Genomic DNA, 20,116 nt, shown 5'->3' on the forward strand with positions numbered 1-20,116 from the left:
GCGTTTACATATGCGACGCTATAACGATGGCAATTACTTGCAATTGTGAAAAAAAGTGCTTTAATTACAACTGTAAGTATATTTTTAAGGAGATGCACAATATGGCAAAAATTAATGGCTCAGACGCTATGTTTAAAGTTTTATATGACTGGCATATTGATCACATTTACGGTTTCCCTGGTGGTTCATTCGATTCAAGTATGAATGCCATCCACAACTGGAAAGATAGAATTAAGTTTATCGAAGTTCGTCACGAAGAAGCAGGTGCTTTAGCTGCTTCAGCAGAATATAAGTTGACTGGTAAAGTTGGTGTATGTTTCGGGTCAGCTGGACCTGGTGCTGCCCACTTATTCAACGGTTTGTACGATGCTAAATTTGACAAGACTCCTATGGTAGCAATCGTTGCTAACGTTCCGGAAGGCCGTCAAGACATCGACTTTTTCCAAGCTTTTGATGAAGACAAGTGGTTCTTGAATGCTAGTGTATTCTGCCGTCAACCTAAGACTGCTGCACAAATTCCTGTAGTAATGGACGAATGTATCCGTCAAGCTTACGCAAGAAAAGGTCCAGCAGTTATGATCATTTCTAAGGACTTAGGTTGGGAAAAGATTGAAGACAACTTCCGCGTAAACTACGATGCACGTGTTGAAGACAACTACGCAGAACCAACTAAGGCTTCAGTTGAAGAAGCAGTTAAACTTCTTAAAGAAGCTAAGAACCCTGTTATGTACTATGGTAATGGTGCTAAGGGATGCGGTGAAGAAATTAAGGAATTTGCTGAAAAATTCAAGACTCCACTTCTTACTTCATACCTTGGTAAGGGTATTGTAGAAGACGAATTCCCTGCATACATGGGTACTATCGGTCGTATCGGACCAAAGCCTGCTAACGAAATTCAAGGCCACACTGACTTGGTTGTTTGGGTTGGTAACAACTCACCATTCTCAGTATTATGGTTCCCTAAGGATGCTAAGGTAATTCAAATTGATGTTGATCCTGCTAAGTTTGGTAAGCGTCACAAGGTTGATGTTTCAATGCTTGCAGATGCTAAGAAGTCACTTCGTGCTCTTATCGATGCAGGTGAAGCACGTGATGAATCACCATTATACAAGGCTGCTATTGCAGACCGTCAAAACTGGGATGAATGGCTTGATAGTTTCAAGGACTCAAAGGAAAGTCCAGTTCGTCAAGAACCAATCTGGGATGTAATCAACAAAGAAGCTGCAGACAACGCTGTCTTTGCTATTGACGTTGGTAACGTAAATATGGACCACACCCGTCTTCTTAAGATGCATGGCGACCAAAAGTGGACTACTTCAGGTCTTCACGCAACTATGGGTTATGGTGCACCAGCAGCTCTTACTGCAGCAACTGTTTACCCTGACCGTGAAATTTGGCAATTAGCTGGTGATGGTGGTTTCGCAATGATGTGTGAAGAATTATTAACCATGGCTCGCTACAACATGCACGTATTGAACGTTGTATTTACTAACGAAACACTTGGTTACATTCAAGCAGAGCAAGAAGATGAATCTCACCAACCATTATCAGGTGTTATTATTCCAGACAATGACTGGGCAAAGGTTGCTGAAGGTATGAACGTTAAAGGCGTAACTGTTCGTACTAAGGAAGAATTTGAAGCAGCAGTTAAGGAATGGAAGAAGATGGATGGCCCAATGCTTATCGACGTTAAGTACACCCATGACATGCATTACTCAACTGAACTTAATACTCTTGATGACCCAGCATTTGTTGCTAAGTACCAAGCAGAACCATTAAAGCCATTTTCATACTTTGCTGAAAAATATGGCTTAGATACTGATTCAGCAACAGGTGCTTCAGCTCACGAAGAGGAAGAAGTTGAAGAAGAACCAGAAGAAGATGCAACTTCAGGTGCTTCAGCTCACTAGAACAATTATTAATAATATAAAAAAGCGAAACTTGAAGTTTCGCTTTTTTGTTGTCTTAAAAGTATAATAATATATAGATGTTAAATGGAGGTAAATATATGCAAGAATTCGGTGTTATCGGCCTTAGCGTTATGGGTAAAAACTTAGCTCTTAACATCCACAGTAAGGGCTACTCTGTTGCTGGTTTTAGTATTGATAAGCCAGAAGTTGATGCTTTGGCAAAATATGCAGATGATAAACTTAAGCCAACTTATACTTGGGAAGAATTTGTAAATTCACTTGAAAAACCCCGTAAGATTTTGATTATGATTAGAGCAGGTAAGCCTGTTGACTTGACTTTGGAAAAGTTGACCAAGCTTCTTGAACCTGGTGATATCGTAATTGATGGTGGTAACTCTAACTTCCACGATACCCGTCGCCGTTTCCATGAATTAGAAAAATTCGGTTTGCACTTTATCGGTATGGGTGTTTCTGGTGGTGAAGAAGGTGCCCTTCATGGACCAGCCTTGATGCCAGGTGGGGATGAAGCAGCTTTTGAAAAGGTAAGACCAATCTTAGAAGCAATTGCTGCTAAGACTCCAGAAGGTCGTCCTTGTGTAAGTTACATTGGTCCTGAAGCTAGTGGTCACTATGTTAAGATGGTCCACAACGGAATTGAATATGGGATTATGCAACTCTTCTCAGAAGCTTATGACATGCTTAGAAAGGCTTGCGGACTTTCAAATGATGAAATGAGTGCCTTGTTTGATAAGTGGAACCATGAAGACCTGCAATGCTACTTAGCTGAAATTACAGCTGAAGTGTTGAAGAAGGATGATGATTTAACCAGTGATAAGGTTATTGATCATATCTTGAATGAAGCTTCTTATAAGGGTACTGGTAACTGGACTTTGGAAGATGCAATTGTTTTAGGTGCACCTATTAGTGTGATTGCAGAAGCTGTACTTGCTAGATTTATGTCTAAGGCTACTACTAGAGCTGGTAAGGAAATTAGCGTTGATCAAAGTAAGATTAGTAGTGACTTACCAGAACTTATCGCAAGTGCTTTATACTTAGGCCAAGCAGTTTGTTACGCTCAAGGTTTTATGCAACTTAAGATGGCTGCTAAGGCTTATGATTGGACTTTACGTTATCCTGGTATTGCCCAAAATTGGGAAGCTGGATGCATTATTCGTTCTAAGACTTTGAAGGATATTGAAGATGCCTTTGAGGGAAATCCAGAAATTAATAACTTATTTGAAGCACCATTCTTTGCTAAGATGATGCAAAATCGTTTACCTGACTTGAGAAGAGTTGTTAGTGTTGCTGCTGAAAATGGCATTCCAACTCCAACTTTGAGTGCAGCTCTTAACTACCTAGAATCAATCTTTAACCCAAGCTTGCCTGCTAACTTGATTCAAGGTCAACGTGACTATTTTGGTGCCCACACTTACTTCAGAAATGACCGTGAAGGTGTCTTCCACACTGAATGGTATGATGAAAAATAATATGGTAATTATATAATTACTAAATAAAGAATAATGAAGATGAAGGCTTTATAGCCTTCATCTTTTCTTATAAATATAATTTATAAAAGCTGGTGAGTTTGACTATAGCTATCTTGAGTATATATAGTATATCTATATTGTTTTTAAAAAAGGAGGAAGCTATGTCAACGTTTATCTCATCTATTTCTAGTGTAATCGTGGTTATCTTGATTATTGCACTAGGATATACTTTAAGAATTAAAGACTGGTTTGCTGATACTTTTTCAGGTAATATTTCTAAATTAATTATGCAAATAGCCCTTCCAGCTTCAATCTTTGTTAGTGTTCAAAAGAACTTAACTAAGGATAGTTTGGGACAGTTATTTGAAGGAATGCTGATACCAGCTTTAGGAGTATTTTTAACTTATATTATTGCCTTTTTATTAATTGCAATGTTTAGAATTCCAGCCGGTAGACGGGGAACTTTTATTAATACCATCGCCAATGCCAATACAATTTTTATTGGGATGCCACTTAACATGGCTTTATTTGGCAATAAGGCAATGCAATACTTCTTAATCTACTACGTAATTAATACTGTTTCTACTTGGGCTGTTGGTATTTTCTTCATGCAAGGGGATGCAATGCCAGGTAAGGCTAAAGAACAAGCAAGCTTTAACTGGAAGAAGCTTTTACCGATGCCACTAGTAGGATTTATTGTTGCAATTGTCTGGCTATTAACTGGATTGAAGTTGCCAGATTTTGCAACTAATACCTTTACCTATGTTGGTAACTTAGTTACTCCACTTTCATTAATCTACATTGGGATTATGTTAGCTAATATCGGGATTAAGAACATTAAGTTCGACTTACAAACTATTTTGGCTGTTTTAGGTAGATTAGTAATTGCTCCAGCAGTAATGATTCTCTTAATTAGAGTTGTTGCTCCAGCTATGGGCTTACACTTAGCACACTTGATGGCTAATACTTTTATTATTCAATCAGCTACTCCAGCATTAGCTGTTTTACCAATTTTAGCTGATCAAGGTAATGGCGATAAGGAATATGCTACTAATGTTGTGGCATTAACTACTTTACTCTTCGTAATTGTAGTTCCAGCCTTGATGTTAATTGCTGGCTAATAATTTATTCAAAAGGGATGTCTATTAGGCCTCCTTTTTTTGCGCTACAATAAGACTATGCTGTTTTTTGGAGAGAAGATAGATGGATAAACAAAAAATAATTAATTTAAAGTTGATGGCCATCTCTTTAGTAGTTGGTATCGTAGCAGGGCTAGTAGTTGGGGCCTTTCGCTTTGCAATTAGTCAAATGCAGACGTTCTGGTTGACGCTTTTTAAGGCTGCTCATGCTAATTTGTGGCTCTTAGGTGTAATCATCCTGGGCTTTATTATTATCGGCTTGATTACCGGCTATTTGGTTAAGCAAGAGCCTCATGCAGGTGGTAGTGGTATTCCAGAAGTTGAATTACAACTGCAAGGGAAATTGCATCTAAATTGGTGGGCAATTCTCTGGCGCAAGTTTCTTGGTGGCGTTTTAGCAATTGGAAGTGGTTTGTTCTTGGGAAGAGAAGGCCCTTCAATTCAACTAGGTGCTGCAATTGGGCAAGGTTTTGGTTCAAAAACTAGTCAAACTAATCGCCGAGTTTTAATTGCTGCTGGTGCCGCTAGCGGGTTAAGTGCGGCCTTTGGTGCACCACTTGGTGGTACGATGTTTGTCTTAGAAGAAGTCTTTCATAACTTTTCACCAAGAGTGTGGCTTAACTCCCTAACTGGAGCTTTATCGGCTAATTTCTTAGTCAGCAACCTCTTTGGACAAAAGCCAGTCTTAGCCATTCCATATAATCATCCCTTTGATGTTCATCTTTATGGTCACTTGATTGTTTTAGGGATTATCTTGGGATTAGTGGCTCGTTTTTATCAATGGGGCCTTCTTAATGGTAAAAAGATTTATGATAAGTTAACTTTTATTCCTAGATTTATGCATGGCTTAATTCCTTTGTTTTTGTTAATTCCAATTGCCTTTATCATGCCGCAAATAATTGGTGGGGGTAATGAATTAATTTTGAGTTGGCATTCAATTAATGCAATTAAGCTCTTAAGTATAATTTTCATTGTTAGAATTATCTTTTCGATTATCTCTTATGACTCAGGCTTGCCAGGGGGCATCTTTTTACCGATTCTGACCATGGGAGCGATTTTAGGTGAACTTTATGGCTTGATTATGGTTAGATTGGGGATGCTACCAGAGGGCTTGGTTGTTAACTTGGTAATTTTCTCCATGGCCGGTTTATTCAGTGGAATTGTCCGTTCACCTTTTACTGCGATTTTATTAATTACTGAAATGGTAGGGTCACTACTTCATTTGATGCCACTAGCTGTTTTGGCTTTAGTAGCTTATTTAGTTAATGACTTACTTGGCGGGAAGCCAATTTATGAAAGTCTAGCTGATCGGATGGAAACAGCCAGCCTTGAGGTATATGCCGACAACGTCGATGAATTGACAGTAACTATTTTTGAAGATAGTAAGTTAGCTGATAAAGAAGTAAAAGAAATTAAATGGCCAGAAAAGACCTTGGTGAAGTTAATTCATCGAGGAGCTCATGATATTATTCCATTTGGAAAGACTAAGCTTTTAGCTGGTGACTTAGTTGTTTTAGAAGTCGACAGCAAATGCCGAAGCAAGGTCTATGATCAAATAAAAGATATGCAAAAATAAAAAAGACAGTTTCACGTGAAACTGTCTTTTTGTTTTAAATGTTAATAATCCAAAGATAAATAATAAAAATGAAGAATAATCCATACATAATTGGTGAAACTTCTTTACCTCTTTTAGAAGCTAGCATAGTAATAGGATAAGTAATCATACCTAGAGCCAAACCATCAGAGATTGAATAAGTAAGTGGCATACCTAAGACAATTAAGAATGCAGGTAAAGCAACTTCGAACTTATCCCAATTGATTTTAGCTAAATTACTTGCCATTAAAACACCAACAATGATTAAAGCAGGGGCGGTAACAGTAGTTGGAATTACTGTTAACAATGGACTGAAAAACATAGCGATTAAGAACCAAAATCCAACAAAGACTGCAGTTAAACCAGTCTTACCGCCCATAGCAATCCCTGAACTTGATTCAACAACAGTTCCAAGAGGTGAAACACCGAAAATAGAGCTGATAATCATTCCAATAGAATCACTCATTAAAGCTTTACCGATTCTAGGAATTTTACCATCTTTATTTGCTAAACCAGCTTGTTGAGTCATACCAATTAAAGTACCAGCAGTATCAAAGAAGGTAACTAATAAGAAAGTAATAACAACAATAGCCATTTGAACGGTATTAACATTACCTAAGTGAGTAACTGCTTGACCAAAGCTAGGAGCGATTGAAGGTGGCATAGAAATAAATTCTTTAGGTAAAGGAATTTGGCCAATTAAAATTCCAAAGATTGCGGTAACAACCATCCCAATAAAAATAGAACCAGGCACCCCAAGACACATTAAAACAATGGTAACCAATAGTCCGAATACAGCAATCCAAACGGCCGGATTAGAAAAACTACCCAAACCAACTAATGATGAATCAGAGTTAACAATTAATTTACCGTTTTGTAGACCGATAAAAGCAATAAAAATCCCAATTCCAGCACTGATAGCATATTTTAAATCTTGGGGGATGGCATTAATAACGATTTCTCTTAATTTGAAAATAGTTATTAAAACAAATAATAGTGAAGCAACTAACACACCAGCTAAAGCTGTTTCCCAAGATATTTTCATTCCTTGGCATACAGTATAAGCAAAAAATGAAGCGCTTCCTAAAGTAGGTGCTAACGCAATAGGGTAATTAGCAACAAGTCCCATTACTATACTACCTAAGGCACTTGCGAGAACTAAAGCGGTAAACACAGTACCTTTTCCCATGCCACTAGCAGTTAAAATATTGGGTACAACAAATAACATATAACTCAAGCTAACGAAGGTAGTTAAACTGGCAATTAGTTCAGTTTTAAAACTAGTACCTTGTTCATCTAGCTTAAAGAAACGATTAATATTTTTCATGATTCCCTCCATATGAAAAAAACTAATGTATCTAGTATACATTAGTTTAACATAAAGACGAGCCTAAATTTATTTACTGAATATATATGTTCAGATTAAGCGTTAAGTACCCACATAAAAATAATGAAAATAAAGAATAGTACCCACATCATTGGGCTAATTTCTTTACCACGTTTTGCGGCAATCATAGTAATAGGGTAAGTAATCATTCCCCATGAAAGACCATCAGAGATTGAATAAGTAAGTGGCATACCAATTACGATTAAGAAGGCAGGAACAGCAATTTCTAGTTTAGTCCAATCAACCTTAGCTAAATTTTGTGCCATTAAGACCCCAACAATAATCAAGGCGGGAGCAGTAACTTGAGTAGTGATTACGCTAAGTAATGGACTGAAAATCATAGAAATTAAGAAGAAAATTCCGACAAAAACCGCAGTCAAACCACTCTTACCGCCAACAGCAATTCCGGCACTTGATTCTACATAAGCACCAACTGGTGAAGTACCTAAAATTGATCCTGCCATCATTGCACCAGAATCTGCAGCAAGTGCGCGACCAACACGTGGCATCTTGTTATCCTTCATTAAACCAGCTTGACTAGCTAAACCAATCAAAGTACCAGTGGTATCAAAGAAGGTTACTAATAAGAAGGTTAAGACAATTACCCACATTTGCATTGTATTAATATCACCAATGTGCTTAAATGCTTGACCAAAAGTTGGGGCAATGCTTGGAGCTGATGAAATAATAGCTGATGGTAATTTGATTTGGCCAGTTAAAATGCCAAAGACCGCTGCTAAAACCATCCCGATAAAAATTGCACCAGGAATACCCATAATCATTAAAATGATAGTAACAAATAATCCAAAAATGGCAATCCAAACAGTAGGATTCTTAAGACTGCCGACTGTTACAAAAGTAGATTTACTTGCTTCAACTAATCCGGCATTTGCTAGACCTAAAAAAGCAATAAATAATCCAATTCCGGCACTAATTGCATGTTTTAAATCAACAGGAATAGCATCAATGATTTTTTCTCTTAATTTGAACATAGTAATTAAAATGAAAATAAATGATGCAACGAAAACTGCAGCTAAAGCAGTCTGCCATTTAACATGCATACCTAAACAAGCGGTATAAGCAAAAAAAGCGTTAATTCCTAATGCTGGCGCAGTAGCGATAGGATAATTGGAAGCTAGTCCCATAATAAAACAACCTAAAGCACTAGCTAAGGCAGTAGCTGTAAAGACAGCTCCTTTATCCATTCCACTGACACCTAAAACATTTGGATTAACAAAAAGGATATAAGACATACTTACAAAAGTTGTAAGTCCGGCCAAAAATTCAATTTTAATATTAGTACCGAGCTTATCTAAATCGAAGTGGTTTCTAATTATGTTCATTTCTAACTCCTAAGTGATTAAAATTCGGGTATTTACTCAAATAACCTGACTATTAAACTTTATCATTCTTGATTATTGTTGTAAATACGAATATTATCAAAATAATATTTAAAAATATTATTTTTGCTCACTAAATAACAATTGCAAATTGTTGAAAGCGCTTAATATGGAGTCTATAATTATAGATAAGCTGTTACTAATTTATAGTAAAGGGGTCAAATACAATGACTGTATATTACAAAGGTTTTCCGCAAAGTGATCGTAATGAAGCGATAAAGATGGTAAATGTTGATGAACTAGAAGATAGTGTAAGAAAAGTGATGCCAGAAGCAGCTTACTACTATATTGCTTCGGGTTCTGAAAATGAGTGGACTTGGCGTAACAATACGGCAGCCTTTAATCATTTTCAAATCGTTCCACGCTCACTAACCAACATGGATAATCCATCAACTGAGACCCAGTTTATGGGGATGGATTTAAAGACACCAATTATGATTTGTCCAATTGCTTGTCACGGGATTGCACATAAGGATGCAGAAGTTGCTACTGCACAAGGGGCTAAGGCCGCAGGTGCACTATTTAGTTCAAGTACTTATGCTAACAGAAGTGTTGAAGATATTGCAACTGCAACTGGTGACTCACCTAAGTTTTTCCAACTTTATTTAAGTAAAGATTGGGACTTCAACAAGATGGTCTTTGATGCAGTAAAATCAGCTGGTTATAAAGGGATTATGCTAACGGTTGATGCACTTGTTTCAGGATATCGTGAAGCCAATTTAAGAACCAACTTTACTTTCCCAGTGCCATTAGATTTCTTTACTAGATATGTTGGTGCTGAAGGGGAAGGGATGAGCGTTGCACAAATGTATGCAAATTCAGCACAGAAGATAGGGCCAGCAGATGTTGCCAAGATTAAAGAAATGTCTGGCTTACCTGTTTTTGTTAAAGGCGTTATGAATGCTGAAGATGCATATATGGCAATTGGAGCAGGAGCCGATGGGATTGTCGTTTCTAACCATGGTGGGCGTGAAATTGATACTGCTCCTGCAACAATTGACATGCTTCCAGAAATTGCAGCTGCAGTTAATGGTAGAGTTCCAATCATCCTTGATTCTGGTGTTCGTCGTGGATCTCATGTCTTTAAAGCTTTAGCTTTAGGTGCTGACTTAGTTGGAATTGGTCGTCCATTCTTATATGGATTAGCACTTGGCGGTGCGAAGGGTGTTGAAAGTGTAATTAACCAAATCAACAATGAATTCAAGATTTTGATGCAATTAACTGGTTGCAAGACTGTTGAAGATGTTAAGCATGCAGATATTCGCCAAATTAATTATACTGCTGACAACTTACCTTCAAATACTGATCCTTCAGTTCGCAGAGCATATCCTGTAACTAAAGAAAATCAAATGGAAGGCACACAAGATGCCGCAACTGGTGCATCAAAGCATTAGAAAAATATTATAATAAACAACTCAAACAAACTATCTACTCAAAGAGCCTTACGTGTTATATGTAAAGCTCTTTTTGTTTGGCAAACTTAAATATTTGCTTTTTTTATGATAAAATTTAATTGAAAAGGCTTACATGCCCTACAGAAAAGAGGGGAAGTGGTTTGGAATGTCAGAATTATTAAAAGTGGTAGATGCAAGTAAAAAATATGATACTCATATATTATGGCAAAATGTCAATGTTGTAATAAATACTGGAGAAATCGTTGGTCTAGTTGGCAAGAATGGGTCAGGAAAAACCACCTTTATTAAATCAATTTTAGGTGTTAGCAAATTAAATACAGGATATGTTGAATATTGTGGGAGAAAAGATTATTTAACTTCTGCAAAACTAAAAAAGAAATTGGCTTTTTACTTGAGATTCCTGTATTTGAATATTTATCTGCTAAAGATAACTTAAAATTGATTGCAATGTATGAAAATATAAATATGTCAGAAGCAGAAATTGCCAAGCTATTAAGGTTAGTAGAGCTGTCTCCGGATTCCACTAAAAAAGCTAAAGCTTTTTCATTTGGTATGCAATAAAGACTTAGATTAGCAATAGCTATGTTACAAAAGAGAAAATTATTATTGCTTGATGAACCAACTGTTGGCTTGGATCCTAAAGGAATAGATATTTTTTATAAATTAATAAAAAGATTAGCTGATGAAGAAGGGACAGCATTTATAATTTCTAGCCATCAATTAAAAGAAATTGATACGGTAGTAACACGCTATTTGTTGATAAAAGACGCTCAATTAATTGAACGTAAAGATATATTTGACAAAAAAATTGAAATAATTTTGAGTTCAGAGAATTGGAATGAAGATAAAACTAGAACTCTTTCTCAATCTACTAATGCAAAAATAATAGATAAAAACATTGTGGTTGTAAACAATGATGAGGAATTAGTAAAAGTCATAAATGAGGTTAACAAGCTTCACGGCAATGTAGAAAAAGTAAAAAGAAACTTCGAGTATCAAAAGGAGTTGTACTAAAATGCTTGTACGTTCAGAACTATTTAAATTAATAAAGAAAAAAATGTATATTCTCCCAATTCTCATTGCCTTTCTTCCGCTAGTTCTTGCAATAATTATATATATTAATCCAAAAGATTTACATATAAGTGGGGAATTTTCAAGTATCTCATTTGGATTGTCGATGTGGCAGTTTTTATGGGCGGTTTTTTTGCCACAATTAGTAGTTATATATTTAACATCTGAGTCAAATAAAAAAGAAGAAGAAAACGGACAAATAATTTATGAAATAACCAAAGTGAAAGATAATTGGAAAATAATTATTTCTAAGTTAATTGCTCAACTGGTGCTAATACTATTATTTGCAGTCCTCTTTTTATTGATATCTTATATTTCATATGTTTTGTTGATAACTAAAACGAGTATGGCTGTATCAACGATTGATAGTTTAGATACTAAGATTATGATTCAAAAATTTATCCTATCCATTATTGCAATGGCTATGATTGCTTGTATAACATATTTATTTAACACTTATTTTAAGTCAATAGTAACTATTATCCTTATGTTTGCTGCCCACACTCTCGTTAATATGCTGACAGGTCTTTTAAAAGTATGGTATTTATTACCTTCGTCAATTCTTTATAAAGGTGATTACAAAGGAGATTATCAAACTCTTGCTCTACAAATAACTATCCTAATTGTAGTAGGTATTGGGGCTGTTATTTGGAAGAAAAGAGCATTAGATAATATGTGGAATTAAAACTAAGGTTGATTTAGATAAAAATAACTTATCAGGTGGGCAAAGACAAAAGGTAGTCTTGGCCCGGACCCAAGTTTATGAAAGTAAGTTAGTCTTAATTGATGAAGGAACTAGTGCCATTGATTCTAAGAATACGCAAATTATTTTGCAGAATTTATTGCAAAGTTCAGCCACTGTCATCTTTATAGCTCATAATTTAACGCCTGAAATGCATAAGTTATTCGACCGTGAATTNCCCGCCACTGTCATCTTTATTGCCCATAATTTAACTCCTGAAATGCATAAGTTATTCGACCGTGAATTGAAGTTAACTAAGGCATAAAAAATAGCATCCACATGGATGCTATTTTTGTTTGGCAAACTAACTAGTTAACTTTATCTTTTTATCGGCAACTTGCTCAATGAAATATTTATCATGCTCAACTAGAATCATAGCTGGCTTAGTTTGCTTTAGCAGCTTAATTAATTGATCTTGATTAAAAACATCTAGATAATTTGCGGGTTCGTCCCATAAATAAAAGTCAGCGTCTTCAACTAATGATTTTGCCAGCGCGACTCTTTTTTGCTGGCCCATGCTCATATCTTCAATTTTTAAGGTAAAGTCAGCTCGCAGAAAGCCCATTTTTTTCAAATTATTCAGCAAATCAGAATATGTAATGTGTTTTTTTTCAGAAAACTCCTTTAAGGTGCCAGTATATGTTGAAAAAGTCTGTGGCAAGTAGGAAATTTTTAGCCCATTTGCTAGTATCATTTTGCCACTAGCTTCAGCCTTAGACTTATTCAGAATAAATTTTAGTAGGGTAGATTTACCAGAACCATTTTTCCCTTCTAGGGCAACAATACCATGATTTTTAATGATTAAGTTTAAGTCTTGAAATAAAGGTTTATTATCAATTTTTAAACTTAAGTGTTGCAGTTCTAGGAGAGTTTGATGGTAATTAGGGCTAAAGTTCATTAATAAGTCTGGCGCCTTTTCAATATTAGTTAAAAGGCCTTCTTTTTCAGTTATCTTTTTATTTACTCGTTGTTGCATAGTGATTGAGCGTTTCATTATTTTGGCAGCTTTATGACCATAAAAACCCTTATTGATATCAGCGTGAATTTCATTTTTATGGGCAGCAGCATTTTTGTTTTTCTCCGATTTTTCAGAAAAACTCTTAATTTGTCTAGCGCTCTTTTTGAGTGAAGCAATCTCGCTTTTTAGCTTAAGATTTTTTTCTTGATTATATTTGTCTCGCTTATCTTTAGTTGCTTCATAACTAGCATAATTACCTTGATATAAGTGAATTTCATTATTCTCAATTGCCAGCACGTGATTGCTGACTTCATTTAAGAAGTCACGATCGTGACTGACAATAATATAACCTTCTTTGTGCTTTTTTAGGTAGTTGGCAACTTGCCTTCTGTTAGCTACATCTAGGTGGTTAGTTGGTTCATCAATTAAGGCAAAAGAATTCTGGCTAACAAACGATAAAGCTAACAAAACCATCGTCTGCTCGCCACCACTTAAGGTATTAAATGGCTGCCAAAGTAAATCGGGATTAAGCTGCATTAAGTTTAGTTCGCGCTCTAATTGCCAAACTTCGAAGTTAACTTGATTCTGCAGTTCATATAAAACTAGATTGTCTGGATTAGCAATTTGGATAGGGAAGTAGGAAAAAGTTAGATTAGTTGAAATCTCGCCACTTCCTTTGAGTTTGCCTCGCAGTAAGTTCAGGAATGTTGTTTTTCCACGACCATTTCTACCAACTAAGCCTAGTTTCCAAGAACTATCTAAATTAAGATTTAAATTAGAAAAAATAACTTTATCGCTATTGTCATAGCTGAATGATAGATTGCTTATTTTAATAATACTCATTAAAACACCTCCCAATAAAAGGCTAGATGATGGGCTAAGTTATAAATATATTATCATAATAAAAATATTTTTAAAACATTAAAAATAAATATATAATTCCATTTGATAAGCGAATTAAAGAGTTATTTGTTGCTAAAACTGAATAAATAAAAAGCTGATATATCCTCAAGCAGAAGATAATATCAGCTTTTCTATTAGTTATGACTAGGTGTCCAATCTTCAGGTAATTTATCCATTTCTTTAAGTTTTGCAACAATTGTATCCAAAACTTCTTGGCGATCCTTTTCACTTGCCATAAAGTCTAACTTGTCACCATCAATTTTGATTTTTGGTGAGTAATCATAGTTTTCATACCAAGGTTCATAGTAACTTAATAAGCGCTTATAGTAATCCTCTAAAGTTGGATCATAATCAAGTTGTTCAAACTCGCGACCACGCTTTTGGATACGCTTAATCATTGTTTCGTATGATACATCAATATGAACTAATAAGTCTGGATGCTTCTTTGGCATGTGTTCAAGTTCTTTCATCATTGAATCTAGTAATTCATCATAAGTTGCAACTTCTTCTTTGGTTGCACGACCAATATCTGCATTCATGTGAAAGAATAGTGAATCTTCATAAATTGATCGATCCAAAACATTATTGTCGTCAGTTAATGCGGCTTTAATACTATGAAAACGCGTATTTAAAAAGAAAATTTGTAGTAAAAATGCGTATTTCTTTGGATCTTTATAGAATAAAGGCAAAACTGGATTGTTATCAACACTTTCATAGAAAGGTTGAGTGCCTAAATATTTAGATAAGATAGAGGTTAAACTGGATTTACCGGCTCCAATTGGCCCGCTTAATACAATAACTGTCATCACGTTCCTTCTTTGTTAGATAAATTATAAATTACCCAATTCTTTTAACTTATTATCGATTAATTCTAAAACAGCCTTGCGGTCATCTTCATTATCGACAAAATTATATTTATCGCCATCAATTACCATTTTTGGTGATTCTGAGTAGTTTTCATACCAAGGTCCGTAGTAATTACGCAAGCGTGCATAGTATTCTTTTAAACTAGGATCTGTTTCAAGTTGCTCAAATTCACGACCACGACGCTTAATACGACTTAGCATGTTATCTAACGATACATTAATATAAATAAGTAAATCTGGCTTTTTATGAGGATTTCCGGGGACATCTTCCATCATGTTATGTACTAAATCAACGTAAATATCACATTCAGTTGGATCAGCAATACCACTGTCAGCATTCATTTTAAAAAACAAGGCATCTTCATAAATTGACCGATCTAAAACAACATTTGGATTGTTTTCAGATAAAGCTTCATTAATTTGTGCTAAACGCTTATTGAGCAGGTAGGTATTAAGCAAAAAAGTATAGCGTTTCATATCCTTGTAATACAAAGGCAAAACTGGATTCTTTGAAACGTCTTCATAAAAAGCATTACTCCCTAAATGCTCCGCTAAAATAGATGTTAAACTGGATTTACCGGCTCCAATTGGCCCACTTAATACAATAACTGTCATCACGCTCTTTCTTTAATATCACAACATATAGTTTGCTTTCTATAGTGTAATTCAAGATATGGGGAGCTACAAGTCTTTTTTTAATTTAATAACAAAGAAAAAAGGGTCAAGTAGAAAAGGCTCATCTACTTGCCCTTTTTTGTTATTTAATTTTATTAATTTAGATATTTTTTATCTAAATCTTGTGCGGCTGCCTCATCACAAATAATCGTTACGTCGGGGTGCTTTTGAAGAATAGAAGCTGGCATTTCTTCAGTGATTGGTCCTTCAATCATATGTTTAATTGCCCAACGCTTTTTTTCACCATAAGCTAATAAAACAATTTTTTTAGCTGACATAATTGAAGCAATACCCATACAGATGGCAGATTTAGGCACATCATCAATGTTATCAAAGAAGCGGGCATTAGCCTCGATTGTACTTTGAGTTAACTCAACTTCGTGGGTAGTACTATCAAAGGAAGTGCCAGGTTCGTTAAAGGCAATATGTCCATTACGTCCGATTCCTAAAAGTTGAATATCAATTGGATTTTCTTTGATTATTTGATCGTAGTGTTTAACTTCAGCTACAGTATCGGTAGCTAATCCGTTAGGAAGATAAGAATGTCTAAAAGGCTTATCTTTAAAGAGGTGTTTATTCATGAAGTAGTGATAACTTTGATTGTTGTGGGGATCTAAGCCAACATATTCATCTAAGTTAATACTAGTTAAATTAGAAAAATTTAAGTCGCTATTAGTCATATTTTGGTATAACTCAATCGGAGATGAACCTGTTGCTAAACCTAATACTTTTGCTCCGGCTTTTATTTCCCGGGAAAATATTTCAAAAGCTTTTGCAGCACCAGTAATTTTATCTTTAGTTACAATAATTTTCATAAATAATTACTCCTCTCTCTTTGGTATAGCCCATTGTATACCGGTATAGTCCAAAAGTCAAAAAAGAAGCTTACGATTTTTCGAAAGCTTCTTTTTTGTTATTTAGACTTGATGTAAGTTTGACCATCTGCAGCAGGAGCAACACTTTTACCAAAGAATGCTACCAAAACAATAATCGTAATTACGTAAGGTGCAATTTGTAAGTAAACAGATGGTACATGAGAAATGAATGGTAATTGACTACCAATGATACTTAAACTTTGTGCAAAGCCAAAGAATAGTGAACTGAGCATTGCACCAATTGGGTCCCACTTGCCGAAAATCATGGCAGCCAAGGCCATGAATCCTTGACCAACAATTGTTGAAACACTAAAGTTACCAGAAATGGCTTGGGCAAAGACACCACCACCGATACCGCCGAGTAAACCAGAGATTAAAACACCAGCATAACGCATTTTATAGACATTAACACCCATTGTATCTGCAGCTTGTGGATTTTCACCTGCTGAACGGAGGCGTAAACCAAATGGTGTTTTATAAAGTACCCACCAAAGAACAATGGAAAGAATAATTGCTACCCAAGCTGGAGCGGAAGTGTTCTTGAAGAAAATATCGCCAATAACAGGGATATTAGAAAGAACAGGGATATTGTAATAACCGAAGTTAGCAGAAATATTTTCTGTTTGCCCTTTGTCATACATTGCTTTGATTAAAAATACCCCAAGTGGTGGTGCCATTAAATTAAGAACAGTACCAGAAATGATATGGTCAGCACGCCAATTAACTGTTGCTACAGCATGTAGTAGTGAAAAAATCAAGCCACAAATACCGGCCACGATAACCCCTAACCATGGAGTGGCACTCTTAAAGGTAGATGCAAAGGTTAAGTTGAAGACGATGCTTGAAAAAGCCCCAATTGTCATAATCCCTTCAAGACCAACGTTAACAATTCCACTATGTTCACTATATGCTCCACCTAAAGCGGTAAAGATAAGAGGAGCGGAATAAACTAGGGTTGATGAAACGATCAAAGCTAGCATAGTTGTGATATTCATTAAACTTCTCCTCCTTTTCCGACTTTGACTGCCGGACCATCTACACTATTATTCGAAATTTTAGCAATAGTTTCTGGTTGATTGTAGTTTTTCTTTTTCTTTTCGAATAAAAGCCCAATTACATAATTAATTGCGACAAAGAAAATAATAGCGGCAATAACGATTGAAACAATTTCATAAGGAATACCAGCTAAAGTTTGCATACCTAATCCACCGATTTTAAGGATTGAGAAAAGTAGGGCAGCAAGCAAAATACCTAAAGCAGTACCACCACCAAGTAATGAAACGCTCATGCCATCAAAACCAATATCAACGCTGGTGGTTTGAGTGAAGTAATTTTGATATGTTCCTAAGCCTTGAACTACGCCACCTAAACCAGCAAATGCACCAGATAATAACATTGAGATAATGATATTTTTCTTAGCACTCATTCCTGCATAACGTGAAGCGAACGGATTAAGACCAACTGCTTTAATTTCAAAGCCAGTAACCGTCTTTTTCATAATAAACCAAAAGACTACTAGGGCAATTAAAGCTAGGAAGATACCAGCATTAATTCTTGATCCCCCAAAAATGTTACTTAACCAATCTAAACGTAAAGTACCATTATTAGATACTGTTTTAGTGGCGTCAGTTGAAACACGTAAGTTTTTATTCATAACGTTTTGCATCAAGTATTGGCATGAATATAAAACGATATAGTTAACCATGATAGTTACGATAACTTCATTTGTTCCAAAATAAGCTCTTAAAACCCCTGCGATACCTGCAATAGCAGCACCAACTAAGGTGCCAACAATGATTGCATAAGGTAAAAGAATGTATTTAGGCATGTGTGGATTAGCAAGGGCAATCCAAATAGCAGCTAACCAGCCACCTTGTGCTTGTCCAGATAACCCAATGTTGAAGAACCCAGCACTACTTGCAATTGAAAAACCGATTGCAGTAAATATAAGTGGGGTAGCTTCTCTAATTGTTTCACCTAAGCCATTCATATTGCCTAAAGCACTTGAAAACATTGAAGTGTAAGCAAGGATAGGGTTGTAACTCCAAAGTAGCATAATAACTGCACCAACTAAAAAGCCGGCTACGATGGAAATAAGGGGCACTAAAATCTTTTTGGTTTCAGCGTTAACCTTAAACATTAATTGGTACCTTCTTTCTTGTGGGCTCCCGTCATTAATAAACCTAATTCTCTTTCAGAAGTCTTTTCTGGTAATACTTCACCAGATTCTTGACCATTATGTAAAACGATGATTCTATCAGATAATTGCATAATTTCATCTAATTCGTATGAAATTAACAAAACAGCTTTACCAGCATCACGTTGCGCTAATAATTGCTTATGAATATATTCAATTGCACCAACGTCAAGACCACGGGTAGGCTGGAATACAATAATTAAGTCGCTGTTACGATCCAATTCACGAGCGATTATTGCTTTTTGTTGGTTACCACCTGATAATTCACCAGCTTTAAGATTCTCGTCTTTTGTTCGGACATCGAACTTTTTAATTAACTTTTTAGCATGCTCTGTAATAGCTTTATGATTGATGATACCATGATTTGAATATGGCTTTTGGTAGTAAGTTTGTAAAGCAATGTTATCAGCTAAAGACATTTCCAAAATTAAGCCAAATTTTTGACGGTCAGCAGGAACATGAGAAACACCTAATTCAGTAATTTTACGTGGGCGTTTATTGGTCATATCACTACCTTTAATAGTGAAATGACCAGATTTAACGTGACGTAAGCCTGTTAAAGCTTCTACTAGCTCGTCTTGACCATTTCCATCAATCCCGGCTAAACCCAAAATTTCTCCAGCATGGACGTCAAAAGTTAATCCCTTAACAGCTAGTGTGCCACGATCTTCGTTAACCATTAAGTCTTTAACTGACAAAATAGTCTTACCAACTTTAGCTTCTTTTTTAGGCAACTTAAAGTTAACGTGGCGGCCAACCATCATTTCAGCTAAGCTTTCATCAGTAGCTCCTTCAACATCAACTGTCCCGATACTTTTACCATGACGAATAACGGTAACACGATCAGCTGATTCTCGAATTTCATTAAGTTTGTGAGTGATTAAAATAATTGATTTTCCTTCATTACGAAGGTTTTTCATAATTTTGATGAATTCAGTGATTTCTTGAGGAGTTAAAACAGCAGTTGGTTCATCAAAAATTAAAATATCAGCCCCGCGATATAGTACCTTTAAGATTTCAACTCTTTGTTGTTGGGCAACGGTAATATTTGCGATTTTTGCATCAGGATCAATTGCTAGCCCATATTTCTCGGAAAGAGCCATAATTTGCTTACGAGCAGTTTTGAAATCAAGCTTAATTCCTCTTTTTGTTTCATGGCCTAAAATGATATTTTCTAAGACAGTAAAGGCCTTAGCCAACATAAAGTGTTGGTGAACCATACCGATTTTTAATTCTTTGGCAGCATTTGGACCATCAATTACAACTTTTTTTCCTCTGACATAGATTTCTCCAGAGGTTGGTTTAAGCAGACCGGATAAAATACTCATTAATGTAGATTTACCAGCTCCGTTTTCACCTAGAAGCGCCAGGATTTCGCCCTTTCTGAGCGTGAGGTTGATATCGTTGTTAGCTTTAAATCCGTTAAAGTCTTTAACGATATGGCGCATCTCAATAATGTTTGTGTTCTCTTTTTCCATGGCTTTCCTTCCCTATATG

At 35.7% G+C, this 20,116-nt stretch carries 17 protein-coding genes and 1 pseudogene; 9 read left to right on the forward strand and 9 right to left on the reverse strand.

Annotation, left to right across the window (positions count from 1 at the left end):
• The first annotated feature begins 101 nt into the window (after positions 1–101).
• From spxB to FC45_RS02025, 4 genes are all read left to right on the forward strand, one after another.
• Positions 102–1,910: a pyruvate oxidase gene (gene spxB, locus FC45_RS02010; protein WP_006588791.1), complete on the forward strand. Its 1,809-nt coding sequence runs from the start codon at positions 102–104 to the stop codon at positions 1,908–1,910.
• A gap of 98 nt (positions 1,911–2,008) precedes the next feature.
• Complete coding sequence (gene gndA / locus FC45_RS02015) at positions 2,009–3,397, forward strand: NADP-dependent phosphogluconate dehydrogenase (protein ID WP_006585366.1); 1,389 nt, start codon at positions 2,009–2,011, stop codon at positions 3,395–3,397.
• A gap of 161 nt (positions 3,398–3,558) precedes the next feature.
• The gene (locus FC45_RS02020) at positions 3,559–4,518 is read left to right on the forward strand and encodes an AEC family transporter (protein ID WP_006585365.1); all 960 of its coding nucleotides are present in this window, start codon (positions 3,559–3,561) and stop codon (positions 4,516–4,518) included.
• 82 nt (positions 4,519–4,600) lie between these two features.
• Positions 4,601–6,112: a ClC family H(+)/Cl(-) exchange transporter gene (locus tag FC45_RS02025; protein WP_006585364.1), complete on the forward strand. Its 1,512-nt coding sequence runs from the start codon at positions 4,601–4,603 to the stop codon at positions 6,110–6,112.
• A gap of 34 nt (positions 6,113–6,146) precedes the next feature.
• Here FC45_RS02025 and FC45_RS02030 read toward each other — a convergent pair whose 3' ends face one another.
• Both FC45_RS02030 and FC45_RS02035 read right to left on the reverse strand, forming a co-directional pair.
• Positions 6,147–7,457: an NCS2 family permease gene (locus tag FC45_RS02030; protein ID WP_006585363.1), complete on the reverse strand. Its 1,311-nt coding sequence runs from the start codon at positions 7,455–7,457 to the stop codon at positions 6,147–6,149.
• Between the two features lie 95 nt (positions 7,458–7,552).
• Entirely contained in the window at positions 7,553–8,860 is a 1,308-nt protein-coding gene (locus tag FC45_RS02035; protein ID WP_006585362.1) for an NCS2 family permease, read from the reverse strand.
• Positions 8,861–9,084: 224 nt separating this feature from the next.
• On the opposite strand from FC45_RS02035, the gene FC45_RS02040 reads away from it, so the two are divergent.
• From FC45_RS02040 to FC45_RS02060, 5 genes and pseudogenes are all read left to right on the forward strand, one after another.
• On the forward strand, positions 9,085–10,311 hold the full coding sequence (locus tag FC45_RS02040; protein WP_057706341.1) for a lactate oxidase: 1,227 nt from the start codon (positions 9,085–9,087) through the stop codon (positions 10,309–10,311).
• Positions 10,312–10,477: 166 nt separating this feature from the next.
• The gene (locus FC45_RS02045) at positions 10,478–10,768 is read left to right on the forward strand and encodes an ATP-binding cassette domain-containing protein (protein ID WP_162257464.1); all 291 of its coding nucleotides are present in this window, start codon (positions 10,478–10,480) and stop codon (positions 10,766–10,768) included.
• A 140-nt stretch (positions 10,769–10,908) separates the two neighbouring features.
• Positions 10,909–11,346 carry an AAA family ATPase gene (locus FC45_RS02050; RefSeq protein WP_308193008.1) on the forward strand — a complete coding sequence of 146 codons (438 nt, stop codon included), beginning with the start codon at positions 10,909–10,911 and terminating at the stop codon, positions 11,344–11,346.
• A 1-nt stretch (position 11,347) separates the two neighbouring features.
• Positions 11,348–12,088: an ABC transporter permease gene (locus tag FC45_RS02055; protein WP_006585361.1), complete on the forward strand. Its 741-nt coding sequence runs from the start codon at positions 11,348–11,350 to the stop codon at positions 12,086–12,088.
• A pseudogene (locus FC45_RS02060) lies at positions 12,081–12,322 on the forward strand (ATP-binding cassette domain-containing protein); the annotation flags it as partial. The gene FC45_RS02055 and the pseudogene FC45_RS02060, both read left to right, overlap by 8 nt.
• Positions 12,323–12,449: 127 nt before the next feature.
• On the opposite strand, the gene abc-f reads toward FC45_RS02060, so the two are convergent.
• From abc-f to FC45_RS02095, 7 genes are all read right to left on the reverse strand, one after another.
• Positions 12,450–13,946, reverse strand: a complete 1,497-nt coding sequence (abc-f, locus tag FC45_RS02065; RefSeq protein ID WP_006588172.1) for a ribosomal protection-like ABC-F family protein — start codon at positions 13,944–13,946, stop codon at positions 12,450–12,452.
• A gap of 194 nt (positions 13,947–14,140) precedes the next feature.
• Positions 14,141–14,812, reverse strand: coding sequence for a deoxynucleoside kinase (locus FC45_RS02070; RefSeq protein ID WP_006585358.1), 672 nt, complete (start codon positions 14,810–14,812; stop codon positions 14,141–14,143).
• 24 nt (positions 14,813–14,836) lie between these two features.
• Positions 14,837–15,490 carry a deoxynucleoside kinase gene (locus tag FC45_RS02075; protein WP_006585357.1) on the reverse strand — a complete coding sequence of 218 codons (654 nt, stop codon included), beginning with the start codon at positions 15,488–15,490 and terminating at the stop codon, positions 14,837–14,839.
• 152 nt (positions 15,491–15,642) lie between these two features.
• Entirely contained in the window at positions 15,643–16,362 is a 720-nt protein-coding gene (gene nagB / locus FC45_RS02080) for a glucosamine-6-phosphate deaminase (protein WP_006585356.1), read from the reverse strand.
• A gap of 98 nt (positions 16,363–16,460) precedes the next feature.
• Positions 16,461–17,417: an ABC transporter permease gene (locus FC45_RS02085; RefSeq protein ID WP_006585355.1), complete on the reverse strand. Its 957-nt coding sequence runs from the start codon at positions 17,415–17,417 to the stop codon at positions 16,461–16,463.
• Positions 17,417–18,562 (reverse strand): ABC transporter permease, encoded by a 1,146-nt coding sequence (locus FC45_RS02090; RefSeq protein ID WP_006588170.1) that lies wholly within the window; start codon positions 18,560–18,562, stop codon positions 17,417–17,419. The genes FC45_RS02085 and FC45_RS02090 overlap by 1 nt, the downstream gene beginning before the upstream one ends.
• Positions 18,562–20,097 carry an ABC transporter ATP-binding protein gene (locus tag FC45_RS02095; protein ID WP_006588169.1) on the reverse strand — a complete coding sequence of 512 codons (1,536 nt, stop codon included), beginning with the start codon at positions 20,095–20,097 and terminating at the stop codon, positions 18,562–18,564. Before FC45_RS02095 ends, FC45_RS02090 begins: the two co-directional genes overlap by 1 nt.
• Positions 20,098–20,116: the final 19 nt, after the last annotated feature.

Source organism: Lactobacillus jensenii DSM 20557 (assembly GCF_001436455.1).
Classification (GTDB): domain Bacteria; phylum Bacillota; class Bacilli; order Lactobacillales; family Lactobacillaceae; genus Lactobacillus; species Lactobacillus jensenii.

Excerpts from the sequence above, each read along its gene's own strand:
- abc-f (WP_006588172.1), bottom strand. The coding sequence starts at position 13,946 with ATGAGTATTATTAAAATAAGCAATCTATCATTCAGCTATGACAATAGC.
- gndA (WP_006585366.1), top strand. The coding sequence starts at position 2,009 with ATGCAAGAATTCGGTGTTATCGGCCTTAGCGTTATGGGTAAAAACTTA.
- FC45_RS02095 (WP_006588169.1), bottom strand. The coding sequence starts at position 20,097 with ATGGAAAAAGAGAACACAAACATTATTGAGATGCGCCATATCGTTAAA.
- FC45_RS02090 (WP_006588170.1), bottom strand. The coding sequence starts at position 18,562 with ATGTTTAAGGTTAACGCTGAAACCAAAAAGATTTTAGTGCCCCTTATT.
- FC45_RS02035 (WP_006585362.1), bottom strand. The coding sequence starts at position 8,860 with ATGAACATAATTAGAAACCACTTCGATTTAGATAAGCTCGGTACTAAT.
- FC45_RS02070 (WP_006585358.1), bottom strand. The coding sequence starts at position 14,812 with ATGACAGTTATTGTATTAAGCGGGCCAATTGGAGCCGGTAAATCCAGT.
- FC45_RS02020 (WP_006585365.1), top strand. The coding sequence starts at position 3,559 with ATGTCAACGTTTATCTCATCTATTTCTAGTGTAATCGTGGTTATCTTG.
- spxB (WP_006588791.1), top strand. The coding sequence starts at position 102 with ATGGCAAAAATTAATGGCTCAGACGCTATGTTTAAAGTTTTATATGAC.
- nagB (WP_006585356.1), bottom strand. The coding sequence starts at position 16,362 with ATGAAAATTATTGTAACTAAAGATAAAATTACTGGTGCTGCAAAAGCT.
- FC45_RS02030 (WP_006585363.1), bottom strand. The coding sequence starts at position 7,457 with ATGAAAAATATTAATCGTTTCTTTAAGCTAGATGAACAAGGTACTAGT.
- FC45_RS02085 (WP_006585355.1), bottom strand. The coding sequence starts at position 17,417 with ATGAATATCACAACTATGCTAGCTTTGATCGTTTCATCAACCCTAGTT.
- FC45_RS02040 (WP_057706341.1), top strand. The coding sequence starts at position 9,085 with ATGACTGTATATTACAAAGGTTTTCCGCAAAGTGATCGTAATGAAGCG.
- FC45_RS02025 (WP_006585364.1), top strand. The coding sequence starts at position 4,601 with ATGGATAAACAAAAAATAATTAATTTAAAGTTGATGGCCATCTCTTTA.
- FC45_RS02055 (WP_006585361.1), top strand. The coding sequence starts at position 11,348 with ATGCTTGTACGTTCAGAACTATTTAAATTAATAAAGAAAAAAATGTAT.
- FC45_RS02045 (WP_162257464.1), top strand. The coding sequence starts at position 10,478 with ATGTCAGAATTATTAAAAGTGGTAGATGCAAGTAAAAAATATGATACT.